This is a genomic window from Leisingera sp. ABM4_103, assembly GCF_056158685.1.
The window spans coordinates 2,320,294-2,335,000 of the sequence record NZ_JBSWTU010000005.1; the positions used below are offsets into that span (position 1 = coordinate 2,320,294).

Annotated in this window: 14 protein-coding genes (1 of these 14 cut by a window edge); 7 read left to right on the top strand and 7 right to left on the bottom strand. The window is 64.7% G+C overall.

Annotated elements, in window-relative coordinates; genetic code table 11:
• Window positions 1–32: 32 nt before the first annotated feature.
• The 3 genes from ACXAED_RS12970 (at window position 33) to ACXAED_RS12980 (ending at window position 1,805) form a co-directional block, all read left to right on the top strand.
• Window positions 33–905 carry a MurR/RpiR family transcriptional regulator gene (locus tag ACXAED_RS12970; protein ID WP_475050381.1) on the top strand — a complete coding sequence of 291 codons (873 nt, stop codon included), beginning with the start codon at window positions 33–35 and terminating at the stop codon, window positions 903–905.
• Between the two features lie 118 nt (window positions 906–1,023).
• The gene (locus ACXAED_RS12975) at window positions 1,024–1,368 is read left to right on the top strand and encodes a hypothetical protein (RefSeq protein WP_475050384.1); all 345 of its coding nucleotides are present in this window, start codon (window positions 1,024–1,026) and stop codon (window positions 1,366–1,368) included.
• An 86-nt stretch (window positions 1,369–1,454) separates the two neighbouring features.
• Complete coding sequence (locus tag ACXAED_RS12980; RefSeq protein ID WP_475050385.1) at window positions 1,455–1,805, top strand: RidA family protein; 351 nt, start codon at window positions 1,455–1,457, stop codon at window positions 1,803–1,805.
• A 95-nt stretch (window positions 1,806–1,900) separates the two neighbouring features.
• On the opposite strand, the gene ACXAED_RS12985 is transcribed toward ACXAED_RS12980, so the two are convergent.
• The 7 genes from ACXAED_RS12985 to ACXAED_RS13015 form a co-directional block, all read right to left on the bottom strand.
• Window positions 1,901–3,175 (bottom strand): aspartate aminotransferase family protein, encoded by a 1,275-nt coding sequence (locus ACXAED_RS12985; RefSeq protein ID WP_475050388.1) that lies wholly within the window; start codon window positions 3,173–3,175, stop codon window positions 1,901–1,903.
• Window positions 3,176–3,239: 64 nt separating this feature from the next.
• Complete coding sequence (locus ACXAED_RS12990) at window positions 3,240–4,343, bottom strand: mandelate racemase/muconate lactonizing enzyme family protein (protein WP_475050390.1); 1,104 nt, start codon at window positions 4,341–4,343, stop codon at window positions 3,240–3,242.
• Window positions 4,344–4,368: 25 nt separating this feature from the next.
• On the bottom strand, window positions 4,369–5,475 hold the full coding sequence (locus ACXAED_RS12995; RefSeq protein WP_475050393.1) for a mandelate racemase/muconate lactonizing enzyme family protein: 1,107 nt from the start codon (window positions 5,473–5,475) through the stop codon (window positions 4,369–4,371).
• A complete protein-coding gene (locus ACXAED_RS13000) occupies window positions 5,472–6,584 on the bottom strand; it encodes a mandelate racemase/muconate lactonizing enzyme family protein (RefSeq protein WP_475050395.1) in 1,113 nt (370 codons plus the stop codon). The genes ACXAED_RS12995 and ACXAED_RS13000 overlap by 4 nt, the downstream gene beginning before the upstream one ends.
• Before the next feature lie 18 nt (window positions 6,585–6,602).
• Window positions 6,603–7,211 carry a dimethylsulfonioproprionate lyase family protein gene (locus ACXAED_RS13005; RefSeq protein ID WP_475050397.1) on the bottom strand — a complete coding sequence of 203 codons (609 nt, stop codon included), beginning with the start codon at window positions 7,209–7,211 and terminating at the stop codon, window positions 6,603–6,605.
• Window positions 7,208–8,290, bottom strand: coding sequence for a zinc-binding dehydrogenase (locus ACXAED_RS13010; RefSeq protein WP_475050399.1), 1,083 nt, complete (start codon window positions 8,288–8,290; stop codon window positions 7,208–7,210). Before ACXAED_RS13010 ends, ACXAED_RS13005 begins: the two co-directional genes overlap by 4 nt.
• Before the next feature lie 101 nt (window positions 8,291–8,391).
• Window positions 8,392–10,851 carry an FAD-dependent oxidoreductase gene (locus ACXAED_RS13015; protein ID WP_475050401.1) on the bottom strand — a complete coding sequence of 820 codons (2,460 nt, stop codon included), beginning with the start codon at window positions 10,849–10,851 and terminating at the stop codon, window positions 8,392–8,394.
• Window positions 10,852–10,922: 71 nt separating this feature from the next.
• On the opposite strand from ACXAED_RS13015, the gene ACXAED_RS13020 reads away from it, so the two are divergent.
• The 4 genes in view from ACXAED_RS13020 to ACXAED_RS13035 are tightly spaced (at most 6 nt apart) and all read left to right on the top strand, a layout consistent with a single transcriptional unit that may run on beyond the window.
• Window positions 10,923–11,810 (top strand): MurR/RpiR family transcriptional regulator, encoded by an 888-nt coding sequence (locus ACXAED_RS13020; RefSeq protein WP_475050403.1) that lies wholly within the window; start codon window positions 10,923–10,925, stop codon window positions 11,808–11,810.
• Window positions 11,807–12,910, top strand: coding sequence for an aromatic ring-hydroxylating oxygenase subunit alpha (locus tag ACXAED_RS13025; RefSeq protein WP_475050406.1), 1,104 nt, complete (start codon window positions 11,807–11,809; stop codon window positions 12,908–12,910). Before ACXAED_RS13020 ends, ACXAED_RS13025 begins: the two co-directional genes overlap by 4 nt.
• Window positions 12,911–12,916: 6 nt before the next feature.
• Complete coding sequence (locus ACXAED_RS13030) at window positions 12,917–14,371, top strand: aldehyde dehydrogenase family protein (RefSeq protein ID WP_475050407.1); 1,455 nt, start codon at window positions 12,917–12,919, stop codon at window positions 14,369–14,371.
• Window positions 14,372–14,375: 4 nt separating this feature from the next.
• On the top strand, window positions 14,376–14,707 hold the 5' portion of the coding sequence (locus ACXAED_RS13035; RefSeq protein WP_475050410.1) for a glutathione S-transferase. Its footprint extends 373 nt past the window's final position; only the first 332 of its 705 coding nucleotides appear in the window; it begins with the start codon at window positions 14,376–14,378; its stop codon lies off the right edge, out of view.

Here is a 14,707-nt window from a genome sequence, read left to right on the forward strand (position 1 = left end):
GAAAGTGTCCGTTCAAACGCAGGGAAGCGCCGTTGTCCAAACCGCCCGCCACAGTTCGCGAGTTGATCCGCGAGAATTATTCCTCGCTTACCCAGTCCGAGCGCAAATTCGCGAACCTTCTGCTGGAGAACTATCCTGCGGCAGGTCTAGCATCGATCACCATCGTGGCCGGAAATGCCGAGGTCTCCACGCCGACGGTGGCCCGGATGGTGCAGAAATTGGGTTTCAAGGGCTATCCGCAGTTCCATCAGGCGCTGCTGAAAGAACTGGAGGCCAAGGTCTCCGGCCCCACCAAGCGGCGCGACAACTGGGCGACCGAGGCGCCCGAGGGCCATCTGCTGAACAGATTTGCACAGGCGGTCACTGACAACCTGCAGCAGACGTTTTCCAACATCGACTCGGCACAGTTCGACGCCGCCGTGCATCAGCTCGCCAATACCGAGGGGCGGCTTTATGTCGTCGGCGGCCGCATCACCCGGGCGCTGGCGGATTATGCCTTCACCCACTTCCAGGCGATCCGGCAGCGGGTCACCCATATGACCTCCTCCTCCGCCACATGGCCGCATTACGTGCTGGACATGGTCGAAGGCGACACGCTCCTGATGTTCGACGTGCGCCGCTATGAGACCAACCTGCAGCGGCTGGCAGAGCTGGCCTCGGAACGCGGGGTGAAGATTGTCCTGATCACCGACCAATGGGCCAGCCCCATCGCCTCGGTCGCCGAACACACCTTCAACTGCTGGGTCGAAATCCCCTCCGCCTGGGACTCCAACATCTCCACCATGATGCTCCTGGAGGCGATGATCGCCGCCACCCAAGAGGAGAGCTGGGACAAGACCAAGGACCGTTATGACAGGCTGGACGAGCTGTTCGACATGACCCGGCTGTTCCGCAAGTTCTCCTGATCCGGCCTGAACTGACCTGCCGCATGGACTTTGACGGCGGCTTGCGCCTTACTGGTCTGGGTGCGGCCCGCCGCAGGGCAGCGCGCCGGGCCGGTTCCTTTCAGGCAGGAGTACTCAAATGCGATTTTCCCGAATTCTGACCGCCGCCGCAGTTGCAGCGCTTGTTGCAGCGCCCGCCGCGGCCAACCCGCTCAGCCGTATTCTGGCCAAGTCCGGGCTGACGCCGCAGGACACCAACCTCATGCGCAAAGCTGAGCAGGCACTGCTGGCTGAGGGCGGCAGCGGCCAGAGGGCCAAGTGGAGCAACCCGGACAGCGGCGCGAATGGAGAGGTCCGCGTGGCCGGCAAGGAAGGCGATTGCCTTCTGCTCCAGCATCAGGCCTACCTCAAGGACAGCCAGGATGCCAAACAGGTGCGCCGCAAGTTCTGCCCCTCCGGCGGGGACTGGCTTCTGTCGCAATGATCTGCTGCAACCGCGTCCTTGCCGCGGCACAGAGGCAGAGCTAAGCAAGGCGCAGGATTTTCTGACATTTCAAGAGCGAGGCACCCATGTCCGAGATCACCCGCAAACACACCGGCCAGCGCATGAGCCAGATCGTCACCCATGGCGATACCATCTATCTGGCCGGCCAGGTCGGCACCGCCGGTGCCAGTGTGGAGCAGCAGACCAAGGATTGCCTGGACAAGATCGAGGCGCTGCTGGCCGAGGCAGGCAGCGACAAGACCCGCATCCTGCAAACAGTAATCTGGCTCGCTGACATGAAGGACTTTGCCGAGATGAATGCGGTCTGGGACGCCTGGGTGCCCGAAGGCCAGGCCCCTGCGCGTGCCTGCGGCGAGGCCAAGCTGGCCCGCGAGGATCTGCTGGTCGAATTCATTGTCACCGCTGCCAAAGGCTGATCCCGGCAGCAGGAGCAAAAAGGCGGGCCATTGGCCCGCCTTTTCTTTGCCAGCTCCACCGCAGCGCCGGTTCAGGACTTCAGCGGCGCGTGCTTTCAGTCCAGCGCCATGGCAGCCTTGCGGATTGCCGCTTCGGTCTGCTGCAGGTCCTCTTCCGTCAGCGCCAGGCTCGGGTAGGTCTTGCCCGGCGATTTGAAGATGCCTTCCTCGCGCAGCACCGCGTTATAGCGCCTGGTGCGTTCCGCATCGCCTGCCTGCGTATCGCGGTAGTCCCGCACCTTGGCACCGGTAAACACCACCTCGAACAGCGACGGCTCACCGACGATCTGGAACGGCACCCCGGCTTCTTCCAGCGCAGCACTGGTCGCCTGCATCAGCCGCTTGCCGGTGCCGTTCAACTGGTCATAAGCCCCGTCGCGGCGCAGCACCTCCATGGTCTTGAGGCCCGCAACAGCGGCCACCGGATTGCCCGACAGTGTGCCTAGCTGCATCAGCCAGCCCTCAGCCCCGACCTGCGCCTTGTCGAAATGCCGCATGATATCGGCGCGCCCCGCGATGGCCGCCAGGGGGAAGCCGCCGCCGATCACCTTGCCCAGGGTCGCCAGGTCCGGGGTCACGCCGTACAGTTCCTGCGCGCCGCCATAGGCAAAACGGAATCCGGTCACCACCTCGTCAAAGATCAGCAGGCTGCCGTGCTTCTGTGTCTCTTCGCGCAACAGCTCCAGGAAGCCCGGCAGCGGCGGCACGATGCGCTGCAGCGGCTCGGCAATGATGGCGGCAATCTCGTGCCCATGCTCCGCCATCAGCTGCTTGATGTATTCAAAGTCGTTGAACGGCGCGACCAGCACCTCGGCCGCCACCGACGGCGGAATGCCCGCACTGTCAGGCACCGCCTGCGGGAAGTTCACACGGACTGAGGGCGCCAGGCTCATCTGCGCCTCAGCCGACATGCCGTGATAGCCGCCCTCGAACTTCACGATCTTGGTGCGCCCGGTAAAGGCGCGGGCCAGGCGGATCGCATACATATCCGCTTCGCCGCCAGTGGAGACGTAGCGCAGCTGCTCGCCGCAAGGCACCGCGCGGCAGATCTCCTCGGCCAGCTCGATCCCGCGGGCGTTGTTGGCAAAGAATGTCATGCCCTTGGGCAGCTGCTCCAGCACCGCCTCCATCACCTCCGGATGCCCGTGGCCCAGCATCATCGGGCCGGAGCCGATGAGGTAGTCGATGTATTCCTTGCCGTCTTCGTCCCACACGCGGGAGCCCTTGCCCTCGCGGATGACGATCCCGGGATCAAAGTTGCCGAAGCCGCCCGCGGGCAGCACCGCGCGGGCGCGGTCAATCCATTCAGCCTGGGTGAGGATCTTTTCCATGTCTCTTGTCCTGTTGCGGGCGGGTTGCCCATTGTAGGGAGTATTTTGACCAGAAAGTCAAAAATCAGCCGATCACAGCTGCGGGAGCACCCAAGGCCTCCCGGTCAGGCCGCACGCCAAGCCCGGGGCCTTCGGGCGGCGCGATGCGGCCATTGCGGCGTTCCGGTCCTTCCGGCGCCAGCCGAGGGCTGACGTAATGGGACAGATCGCAGACGTTCAAAACGCGCAGCGGATCGGTGGATGCGCCCAGGTGCAGCAGCGCCGCGGTGGTGATGTCAGAGCCCCAGGTGTCCTCGATGCACATCCTGGCGCCCAGATGCAGGCACAGGTCGCGCGCCCGGCGCGACGCCGACAGGCCGCCGAATTTCGACAGCTTGATGGCCACGGCATCCATCACCCCGGCAGCGTGGCCCGCCAGCAGAGATGCCGTGTCATGCGCGTTCTCATCCAGTTTCATCGGCAGCCCGCAGGCAGCCCGCACCCGCGCGCAATCCTCGATGGTGGCGCAGGGCTGCTCCAGCATGATGTCCAGATCCGCCACGGCCCGGCCCACCCGTGACGCATCCAGCGAGGTCGCGCCGCAGTTCCAGTCGCCATAGACCAGCGGACCGTCCCCGACCGCCTCCCGCACCCGCCGCAGCCGCGCCGCGTCCGCCTGCCAGTCGCGGTCCGCACCCAGCTTGACCTGAAACTGGGCAATCCCCGTCTCCTGCGCCTCGCGGGCAATGCGCGCCATCTCCTCCGGCGCGACGCAGGTGATCGAATGATAAAGCGGCAAATCCGCCTGCCTCTGCCCGCCCAGCAGCGCATGCAGCGGCAGGTTCGCCGCCTGTGCGGTCAGATCCCACAGCGCAATGTCGATGGCGGACTTGGCATATGGGTGCCCTTGCAGCCAGTGGTCGAGCTTGGCCATCACCGCCTCCGGCCCTACCGGATCAATCCCCAGCAGCACTGGTGCCAATTCCTCCACCGCCGGCACCACGCCGCGGGCATAGGCGGGCAGGTAATGCGGTATCGGGCAGACCTCGCCCCAGCCGGTGAGCCCGGTATCGGTGTCCAGCGCCAGCACAACGCTTTCGACCGTGCCGCAGGTCTTGCCCTCGGCCATGTGATAGGCGGTGTGGCTGGTCAGCGGCACATGCCACAATGAAATCCGCGTGATCTTCATGATACCTCTCCCGTCATTGCCGCTATCACTGCCAAACCGCGACTGGCTCCCCGAGCGCGCCGTCTTCAGGAGACACACCAAGGCCGGGCAGGGAGGGCGGCACCGCAATGCCCCGGTCATTCCGCGCGCCCTGACCGGGAACCGGATCTGCATCCAGATGATAGTGGCACAGCCAGCTCGCCAGCCGGTTTGCCTCAGGCGTTGAGGCCGCCAGATGGATCGCCGCGGTATCCGCCAGCGCCGAGCCGCCCACATCCTCGATATGCATCTGCCAGCCCACGGAAACGCCAAAGTCGCGGATCTGCCGGGCCTTGGTCAGCCCGCCAACGCGGTTGGGCTTCACCTTCACGCCCTCGCAGGCGCCGCTTTTCCAAGCCTGCAGATGGTCGCCGAAGGTATGCAGGCACTCGTCCAGCATGATCGGGTTGGACACGCGCGCTGCCACATGGGCGCATTGGTCCAGCGTCTCGCAGGGCTGCTCCACCCAATCGCGCGCCTTGACCGAGTTCAAGACCTCAACCGCCACTGCCGGTTGCCAGGCCCGGTTCACGTCAAAGGTCACCTTGTGCCCCTTGGGCAACCCGCCGGAGATCGCCTCGATCCGCTCGATGTCGAGGCCGGTGTCGGTGCCGCCGACCTTGGCCGAATGCACGGTGTAGCCTTTCTGCGCTGCACGGGAGATCAGCGCCAGCATCTCCTCCGGAGTTCCGGTTGAGATGGAGGAGTTCACCAGCACCGGCGTCGCTTCGGCCCCGCCCAGCAGCTGCCACAGGGGCAGACCGGAGGCTTTGCCCAGAATGTCCCAGCAGGCCATGTCGATGGGTGATTTCACATAAGGGTGCCCCGGCAGCTGCACATCCATCACCCGGTTCACATGATCCAGGCTGCGCGGGTCCAGCCCGATCAGGGCGGGCGCCAGCGTCTCGATACCGGCTCGGATCCCCGGCCCATGCGCGGGCAAGTATGTATGCCCCCAGGGACAGCCTTCACCCCAGCCGGAGAGGCCCTCATCCGTGTCGATGCGCACAAATGTGCTTTCGAGCTTCTCGAACTTCAGCCGCCCGCCCGACAGGCAGTAGGGCTCGGTCAGCGGCATATCGAGCTGGTAGACGGTGATGCGGGTGATTTTCATGCGGTGCCTCCAAACTCGGCGACAGGTGCACCAAGGCTTTCGAAATCCGGGGTAACGCCCAGCCCTGGTGTGTCCGGCGCGTAGAGCTTGCCGTTCTCGGCCCAGGCGCCGCCGATGCCGGTGGAGCGGGTGTTGTAGTTCATCAGGTCGGTGGTGTTGTGCAGGTATTCCGCCGGAGTGGTGGCCGCGAAATGCGCCAGCGTCGCGCTGGCGATCTCGCCGCCCCAGGTGTCCTCGGCCACCACAGGCAAGCGGTTCCCGACCAGATAGTCCCGCACCCGGCGCGCCTTGGAGATACCGCCGAGGTTGGAGATCTTGAGGCAGACCAGATCGGCGCCGTGATCGGCAACGATGCGCTGGGCGGCGTGCATGCCGGTCACGCATTCATCCAGTTTCATCGGCAGGTCGGTGCGCATCCGCACCTGCTGGCATTCCTCGTAGGTCCTGCAGGGCTGTTCCAGAGTGTAGTCAAGGTCCCTGGTCGCCCGCGCCACCCGCAGCGCATTGTCGACCCGCCAGCCCTGATTGGCATCAGCCATTGCCTTCTCACCAGGCTTCAGCAGCGGCACGGTGGCGCGGATGCGCTCGATATCCGAGGCCCAGTCGCCGCCCACCTTGACCTGGAACTGGCGGTAGCCTTGCGCCCGGTAACGGTCCATCTCGGCGATGGTTTCCTCGGTGCCCTTCTGCGGCGCCACCCGGTACATCGGCGCGCCATCGGTCAGCTTGCCGCCCCAGAGCCGCCATAGCGGAGCATCCAGCGACTGGCCCAGAATGTCCCAGCAGGCAGCATCAAACGGGCCCTTGGCGTAACCATGACCCTGCACGAGGTGGTCCATGATCTGTTCGATCCGGGCGACGTCCCGCGGGTCCTCGCTGATCAGCACAGGCGCCACCAGACGCGCCAGCGCCGGCACACCTTCGGAATGCGCCACTATGTAGTTCTCGCCGCAGGGGGTGAACTCACCGCAGCCTTGCAGGCCGGCATCGGTGTCGATCACCACAACCGAGGCTGTAGCAGTTTCAATGGTGTTGCCTGCTCCCCAGACGTAGGCTCCGCCGACATACGGCAGACCGGTCTGGAACACACGGATACGGGTGATCTTCATGAGTGGCGCTCCTGGTCTTCAGCCCGGGGACATCGCCGGATCATCGGCAAGCCCCGCGCCGCGCCAGAAGACAAAGCAGAGGATCGGATGCTCGTTGGTAATCATGGCATGGGGCTGGTTTGGCCCGTGCATCTTGGTATCGCCCGGCACCAGGCGGCGCACTTCTTCGCCCTTGGCCATGAAATCGGCACTGCCGGAGAGGATGGTATAGAGCTCCTCCGGCCCGTGCTGGTGCCAGGGGTAGTCGAGCCCCGGTCCCCAGTAGCCGATGGTCATCCGGCACTGCAGCGAGTGGAAATGGCCGGTGGGTCCCACCAGCTCAAACCAGCCGTACCTCTGCAGGAAGTTGTGGCCGACCTCCTCCTCAGTATAGGTAAGGCGCCACTCCGCATGCGGCGCCAGCGCCATGATCGCCTGCTGCAGGGCGCGGACCTCGGCTTCGGCCGGGATGCCCTCGGCAGCAAAACCCGGATCGGATTGCGCCAGTGCTGCACCGGGTACTTGATGCCCCTCGCGTCCGGCCCAGGTGATGTCATCCGGCCAGGGCTGGAAGTCCGCCACTGCGGGCAGGGCGGTATGGAATGCCTTGGCGGCCTCCAGCGCCTGATCGAACAGGTGTTTGCTCATGGGATCACCACAATGTTTCCGGTGTGCTTCTTGGCGATGAAGGCAGCCTGCGCTTCCTTCAGCTGCTCCAGCGGGTAAGCCGCCGCCAGCACCGGCCTGATCTCGCCCTTCTCGATACAGGAGACCACATCCGTGAAGTTATGATGCGGTGTCACGGTGGAGCCGGTAAAGGTCAGATCGCGCAGATAGAAGGTGCGAAGATCCAGCTCCACCATCGGCCCGGCAATCGCGCCCGAGCAGGTGTAGCGGCCGCCGCGCTCCAGCACGTCGATCAGCTTGGGCCATTGCGCGCCGCCGACCACATCGGCGACCACGGTAACTTTCTCGTTGCCAAGGGCGGCCCGCAGGTTCTCCGGCGCGCGCGGCAGGATCAGGTCGGGACCAAGCTCCGCCACTTCTGCGTGTTTGGCCTCAGACGCCATCGCGATCACCCGCGCGCCGCGCCGTTTTGCCAGTTGGATCAGCGCGCCGCCGACCCCGCCGGAGGCGCCGGGGATCAGCACCGTGTCACCAGCACCTGCGTGCGCGCGGCTCAGCATCCCCTCGGCAGTGACATAAGAGCAGGAGAAGGTCGCCAGCTCCGCATCGCTGAGGGGGCTTTCGACAACTGCCACGCCGCGCACGTCTGCCTTGGTGTATTCGGCAAAGCCGCCATCGCACTCGGAGCCGAAATAGCCGGCCTTGTCCTTGTTCTCCGGATCGTCCCAGTCGCGCACCCAGCCGCCGGCCATGACGCGCTTGCCGATCAGGGCGGGGTCAGCGCCATCCCCCACGGCTACTACTACGCCAACCGCATCCGCGCCCTGAATGCGCGGGAAGGTGAGGGGGCGGCCGCCCCAGGTCGGGTCTTCCTTCCCGACCTCATCAAAGGCGCCGCCGGTGGTGGCGTCCTCGACTGTCTTGGAATACCAGCCGGAGCGGGTGTTCACATCGGTGTTGTTCAGCCCGCAGGCGCCGACCTTGATCAGCGCCTCCATCGGGCCGGGCCGCGGCACCGGCCAATCCTGATGCCACTCGTATTTGTCCAGATCGCCGTGGCCGGTCAGCACCATCGCCTTCATGGTCTCGGGCAGGGTCATTGTTCGCGTTTCCCTTTTCGCTATGGGGGAGGGGGCGCTGCCCCCGCCTTCGGCTCCCCCGGAGTATTTCTGGAAAGATGAAAGGGAGAGCCGGGTTTTGTTTATTCCGCCGGGGCGAGTGCGGCGTCGGTGCGGGGCAGCAGGCTTTCGGGGTCATAGGCGGGGGCGCCCAGGATCCGGCCTTGGCGCGGCTTGCCTGCGATCACCACCTCGATCTCCGTGCCCGGCACATTGGCGTGCGGCTTGACATAGGCAAAGGCCAGGATCTTGCCGACGGTATGGCCATAAGCGACCGAGGCGGTGGAGCCCACAACCTTGCCCTCCAGCATGACAGCCTCGCCGCCGTGGCCGTCCTCAATGCTGTCCGGTTCGATCTCCAGATAAGCGCAGACCCAAGGCTTATCCGCGTCGTTCAGCGTCTTATCCTTTCCGAGGTAGTCCTTGTCCATGCGGGCAAAGCGCAGCACGTCCGCTTCGGCCAGCGTCACTTCGTTGGTGAGTTCGCCTGCGCCCTTGAAGCCTTTTTCCATCCGCATCGCGTTCATGGCGAAGGAGCCGTAGTCGGCAATGCCATGCGCCTCGCCCGCCGACCAAAGCGCGTCATAGACCGCCAGGGCGCTGCCGCGCGGGATGTGCAGTTCCCAGCCGAGTTCCCCGGCGTAGGACATCCGGAAGGCCCAGAGCTTGTGGCCCGCGACCTCGATCTGCTGCGCCGTCAGCCATTTGAAGCCGGCGTTTGTCAGATCCGCATCGGTGCAGGCGCCCAGGACCTCGCGGGCTTTCGGGCCGTTGAGAGCAAGGGCGGCCCAATCGGTGGAGAGGGTTGTGATCTCCACCTCTTCGCCCGCGAGCTTCTGGTTCAGGTGGTCCAGCAGCCGCTGTTCAAAGAAGGCAGCGCAGACCAGGTAGTAGCTGTCCTCTGCCAGTTTCACCACGGTGGTTTCCAGCTCGATCCGGCCGCGGCGGTTCAGCATGTGGGTGAGGGCAATGCCGCCCGCTTTCTGCGGCAGGCGGTTGGCGGTTAGCCGGTCCAGCAGCGCCGCGGCGCCGGGGCCGGAGACCTCGACCTTGGTAAAGGCGGAGATGTCCATGATGCCCACGCCCTCGCGCACGGCCTTCACCTCAGTGCCGACCATGTCATGCACCACATTGCGCTTGAAGGAGTAGTGGTCGCGCTGCTCCACACCGTTTTTGGCAAACCAGCGGGGGCGCTCGTGGCCGTAAACCTCCTCATAAACCGCGCCTTTCTCCTTCAGCCGCTTATAAAGCGGCGACGGCTTGATCGGGCGGCCTGCCAGCCGGTTGAAATGCGGGAAGGGGATCTCGTGGCGCAGCTTGTAATCCTCATGCGCCTTGGTCACCTGCCAGTCCTTGGTGGCATAAGAGCCGAAACGGCGCGGGTCGTACTCGCGCATCGAAATGTCCGCGGCGCCATGCACCATCCAGCGCGCCAGCTCGCGGGTCAGGCCCGGGCCCCAGCCGATGCCGATCTGTGTGCCGCAGCAGCACCAGTAGTTCTTGACGCCCGGCGCCGGGCCGATCAGCGGGTTGCCGTCCGGCGGATGCGAGATCGCGCCATGCACTTCGCGCTGGATCCCCAGCTCGGCAAAGATCGGCATCCGGTTCAGGCTTTCCTCCAGCCACGGCATCACCCGGTCATAGTCGGCATCGAACAGCCAGTTCTCGTATTCCCAGGGGCAGTGGTCGTGCCAGACCGAGTTGCTGCCTTCCTTCTCGTAGATCCCGATCAGGCCGCGCTTCTGCTCCATGCGGATGTAGCCCGAGACCTTCTTGTCGTCGCGGATCACCGGCAATTCCTTGTCCAGTGCCTCGAACTCAGGCACCGGCTCAGTCACGAAATAGTGGTGGGTCATCGAGGTCATCGGCAGCTGCAAACCCGACCATTCGCCCATCTGGCGGGCATAGGTGCCGCCGGCGTTCACGACATGCTCGCAGCGGATGGTGCCCTTTTCCGACTCGACGATCCATTCGCCGTTTTCGGCCTGGGTGATGTTTGTGGCGCGGCAGTGGCGGATGATGCGCGCGCCCAGCTGACGGGCGCCTGCGGCCATCGCCATGGTCACGTTGGTCGGGTCGACGTGGCCGTCATCGGGTGTGTAGAGCGCGCCCAGAACCCCTTCGAGGTTATAAAACGGGTGCAGTTCGGCAACCTTCTCCGGGCCGACCAGCTCGATATTGAACCCCAGACTGCGGCCAACTGAGAGGGTGTGGCGGAGCCAGTCCATCTCATCCTCTGTATAGGCCAACCGGAACGAGCCGCAGCCGTGCCAGGTCACCGCCTGGCCGGTCTCTTCCTCCAGCTTCCCGGAATAGAGGCCGATGTTGTAGTCCACGCATTTGCCCAGCCCGAACGAGCTGGTGGAATGGGTGATCTGCCCGGCCGCGTGCCAGGTCGAGCCGGAAGTCAGCTCGGCCTTCTCCAAGAGAACCACTTCTGGGCCCCAGCCCTCATGCGCCAGGTGATAGGCCAGGCCCACCCCCATCACGCCGCCGCCCACGATGACCACACGGGCCTGTGCCGGGAATTCCTTCTGAGCCATTTCGCCGTTCCTGATTGCAGAGTTGCTTTTCTGCTCGACAGGCTAATTCCATATTTGTACCATCGTCAATCATGAATGGCACAAATGTATCAACAACCGTTTTGGAGCGCCTCACCGACGAGTGGGATGCGCTGACCCCCGAGGCCCAGAAGGCGGCCCGCTATGTACTGGAAAACCCTGCGGATGTCGGGGTCTCCACCGTGCGCGAGATTGCCGAGGCGGCGAATGTGAAGCCCAATACCTTTGTCCGCATGGCGCGGCAGGTGGGCTTTGAAGGGTATGAGGATTTCCGCGCCCCCTTCCGGGAAGCGATTTGCCGGGGCGGGGTGTCCTTCCCTGACCGGGCGCGCTGGCTGCAGGATATCGGCAAGTCCGGCGAGCTGGGCGGGCTTTATGCCGATATGGTGGGGGCAGCGATCCGCAATATCGAGGAGACCTTTGCGGGTATCGACGCGGACGGGCTGGAGGCCGCAGCGCAAGCGATCTGGCAGTCCCGGCAGGTCTTTACCCTTGGGGTCGGCGTCAACAATGCCAACGCCCGCAACTTCACCTATCTCGCCTCCACCGGCATGAAGCAGTTCCACGCCATCCCGCGGCCAGGGTCCACCGCCGTGGATGACCTTGCCTGGGCCGACAGCCAGGATGTGCTGATCGCCATGACCTGCAAGCCCTACCGCACCGAAGTGATCGAGGCGATCCGCATCGCGCGCGAACAGGGCGTCACCATTGTCGGCATCTCCGACAGCCCCGCCAGCCCCGTGGTCCTGAACGCGGATCACGGTTTTGTCGTCGCGGCGGACACGCCGCAATTCTTCCCGTCATCCGTCTCGACCATCGCCCTGCTGGAAACACTGCTCTCCTTTGTGATCGCGGTCTCCAGCGAGGAAATCGTCGAGCGGGTGGAGAAATTTCACAAACGCAGGCACCAGCTGGGCCTTTATGCGGAGGAACCTGAATGAACGCCCCTCTGACCCATTCCCTGGAGGCGCGGTATTATACCGACCCGGCCATCTTCGAAGCTGAGCGCAAGGGTCTGCTGGCCCGCACCTGGCAGTTTGCCGGCCACGCCAGCCAGCTGGAAAACCCCGGCGACTATTTCGCTTTCGAGATGGCGGGGGAAAGCCTGTTCAGCATCAAGGGGCGCGATGGAGAGATCCGCACCTTCTATAATGTCTGCCAGCACCGCGCCCACCAGCTGGTCTCGGGCGAGGGCACCACGCGGGTGGTGGTCTGCCCCTACCACGCATGGACCTATGAGCTGACCGGCCAGCTGCGCGCCGGGCCGAACCTGAAATCGGTGCAGGGGTTCGACAAGTCCAAGGTCTGCCTGACCGAGGTCCGCACCGAGGTCTTCCTGGGCTTCATTTTCGTGAACCTCGACCCCGAAGCCAAACCGATGGACGACTGGTTTCCGGGCGTGCGCGGCGAGCTGGAAAGCTTTGTCCCCAACTGGGGTGACCTGAAGCCACTGGAATGGGTGGAGATCCCAGAAGACTGCAACTGGAAGGTCTCGGTCGAGAACTACTCCGAATGCTACCATTGCAGCCTCAACCACCCGACCTTCTCCACCGGGGTGATCAAGCCGGAAACCTACGACATCCAGCCCCAGGGCTTCTGCCTGCGCCACACCACCGAGTGCAATTCGCTGGACCAGATGACCTATGACATCAACTCCGGCTTCGAGAACAACGAGAAATACTCCAGCTGGTTCCTGTGGCCGATGTTCTCGTTCCAGGTCTATCCCGGCAACCTCTTGAACACCTACCACTGGCGCGCTGTGGATGCCGATCACGTGGTGGTCTGGCGCGGATGGTACTCGATCCGCGGCGAGGACAATGAAACCGTGCGCCGGATGGCGGTGCAAGACCGGGCCACCACGGTGGAGGAAGATATTCACCTGGTGGAGTCGGTTCAGCGCGGCCTGAAAAGCCGCGGTTATGTTCCCGGGCCCCTGGTGGTTGATCCCTCTTGCGGAGTGAACTCGGAACATTCCATCCTGCATCTTCAGAAATGGATGCGCGAAGCGGCAGACCGCGACCTACAGGAAGCAGGGAACTAACGGACTATGACACAGCTTGATGCCGAATGGCTGAACTATATCGACGGCGCCTGGGTGCCCGGCGGGGCAGGGTGGATCGATGTCACCGACCCGGCCAATGGCGAGCTTCTGGCCCGCCACGCGCTGGCTGATGCCGCCGACGTGGACCGCGCTGTGCAGGCCGCCCGCCGTGTGCACCTGTCCGGCGAGCTTTCAGCCCTGCGCCCGATTGCGCGGGGCCGCATGGTGCAGGCGATGGGCCGCTACCTGCTCGACAATATCGACGAAATCGCCCGTGTCCTGACCCTGGAGCAGGGCAAGCCTCTCTGGGAATCCCGGATCGAGATCGAGGGTGCCGCGCTCTATTTCGAATACTACGGCAACCAGGCCAGCACGGTGGAGGGCCGCTCGATTCCGCTGGGCGGCGGCTATTTCGACTGGACGGAAAACGAGCCGATGGGCGTCTCCGCCCAGATCATCCCCTGGAACTACCCGGTGGAGATGACCGCGCGTTCGCTGTCGGCGGCGCTCGCCACCGGCAACGCCTGCGTGATCAAGACGCCAGAGCTTACGCCGCTCACCAACGCCTGGCTCGCCCGCGCGGCGGAGGCCGCGGGTTTCCCGGCCGGTGCGGTCAACGTGCTCTGCGGTTACGGGCATGAAGCCGGCGCGGCGCTGGCAGGCCATCCGCAGGTGAACCAGATCGTCTTCACCGGCTCCGTCCCCACCGGCATCCGCATCGCCACCGCGGCGGCGCAGAATGTGGTGCCTTGCGTGCTCGAGCTCGGCGGCAAATCCGCCGCCATCGTGCATGAGGACGCCGACCTCGACGCATTCGAGAACGACATCCGCTGGGGCATCTACTTCAATGCGGGTCAGGTCTGCAGCGCCATGAGCCGGGTGATCGTGCACGAAAGCCGCCATGACGAGCTGGTCGAGCGCGCGGTGAACGTGGCCCAAAGCCTGAGCGTTGGCCCCGGCATCGACCGGTCCGGGTTCGGCGCCAACATGGGGGCCATGGTCTCCATGCCCCAGCGCGACCGTGCCTTGGGCAATGTCCAGCAGGCCCAGGCCGACGGCGCCACCATCGCCACCGGCGGCGCGCCCGTCGGCAACGCGGGCGCCTTCCTGGCTCCGACCGTGGTCTCCGGCATCACCCCGTCGGACAGCATCGCCAGCGAGGAAATTTTCGGCCCCGTCCTCTCGGTCCTCAAGTTCCGCTCCGACGCCGAGGCCATCGGGATCGCCAACAGCACTGAATACGGTCTGGTCGGCGGCGTCTTCACCCGCGACCTGGACCGCGCCACCCGCTGCGCCCGCCAGATCCGCGCGGGCCAGGTCTTCGTGAACGAATGGTACGCAGGCGGCGTCGAAACGCCCTTTGGCGGCTACGGCAAATCCGGTTATGGCCGCGAAAAGGGCCGCGAGGCGCTGTGGAACTATGTTCAGACCAAGAACATCGCCATGAAACTGAAAGGCTGAGGCTATGGCAGCGCGCTACCAGCTCTACTACTGGCCGATCCCCTTCCGGGGCCACTTCATCCGCTACGTGCTGGCCTATTCCGGCCAGAAATGGGAAGAGCCCGGCTTCGACGCGGTGGCAGAGCTGAAAAGCCGGGATGTGGCGAACCAGCCGCACCCCTTCATGGCGCCGCCCCTCCTGGCCGACACCCGGACCGGCACCCACCTCAGCCAAATGCCCGCGATCCTGATGTCTCTGGGCCGCGAACACGGCCTGCTGACAGAGCCTGACCAGACCTTGCGCCTGATCTGTGATGCCTCGGATATCCTGTTCGAGATCACCCGCTATCACGGCGC

Bases quoted from the DNA above. Each gene is read 5' to 3' on its own strand.
- ACXAED_RS12975 (WP_475050384.1), top strand. From the start codon at position 1,024: ATGCGATTTTCCCGAATTCTGACCGCCGCCGCAGTTGCAGCGCTTGTT.
- ACXAED_RS12980 (WP_475050385.1), top strand. From the start codon at position 1,455: ATGTCCGAGATCACCCGCAAACACACCGGCCAGCGCATGAGCCAGATC.
- ACXAED_RS12985 (WP_475050388.1), bottom strand. From the start codon at position 3,175: ATGGAAAAGATCCTCACCCAGGCTGAATGGATTGACCGCGCCCGCGCG.
- ACXAED_RS12990 (WP_475050390.1), bottom strand. From the start codon at position 4,343: ATGAAGATCACGCGGATTTCATTGTGGCATGTGCCGCTGACCAGCCAC.
- ACXAED_RS12995 (WP_475050393.1), bottom strand. From the start codon at position 5,475: ATGAAAATCACCCGCATCACCGTCTACCAGCTCGATATGCCGCTGACC.
- ACXAED_RS13000 (WP_475050395.1), bottom strand. From the start codon at position 6,584: ATGAAGATCACCCGTATCCGTGTGTTCCAGACCGGTCTGCCGTATGTC.
- ACXAED_RS13005 (WP_475050397.1), bottom strand. From the start codon at position 7,211: ATGAGCAAACACCTGTTCGATCAGGCGCTGGAGGCCGCCAAGGCATTC.
- ACXAED_RS13010 (WP_475050399.1), bottom strand. From the start codon at position 8,290: ATGACCCTGCCCGAGACCATGAAGGCGATGGTGCTGACCGGCCACGGC.
- ACXAED_RS13015 (WP_475050401.1), bottom strand. From the start codon at position 10,851: ATGGCTCAGAAGGAATTCCCGGCACAGGCCCGTGTGGTCATCGTGGGC.
- ACXAED_RS13020 (WP_475050403.1), top strand. From the start codon at position 10,923: ATGAATGGCACAAATGTATCAACAACCGTTTTGGAGCGCCTCACCGAC.
- ACXAED_RS13025 (WP_475050406.1), top strand. From the start codon at position 11,807: ATGAACGCCCCTCTGACCCATTCCCTGGAGGCGCGGTATTATACCGAC.
- ACXAED_RS13030 (WP_475050407.1), top strand. From the start codon at position 12,917: ATGACACAGCTTGATGCCGAATGGCTGAACTATATCGACGGCGCCTGG.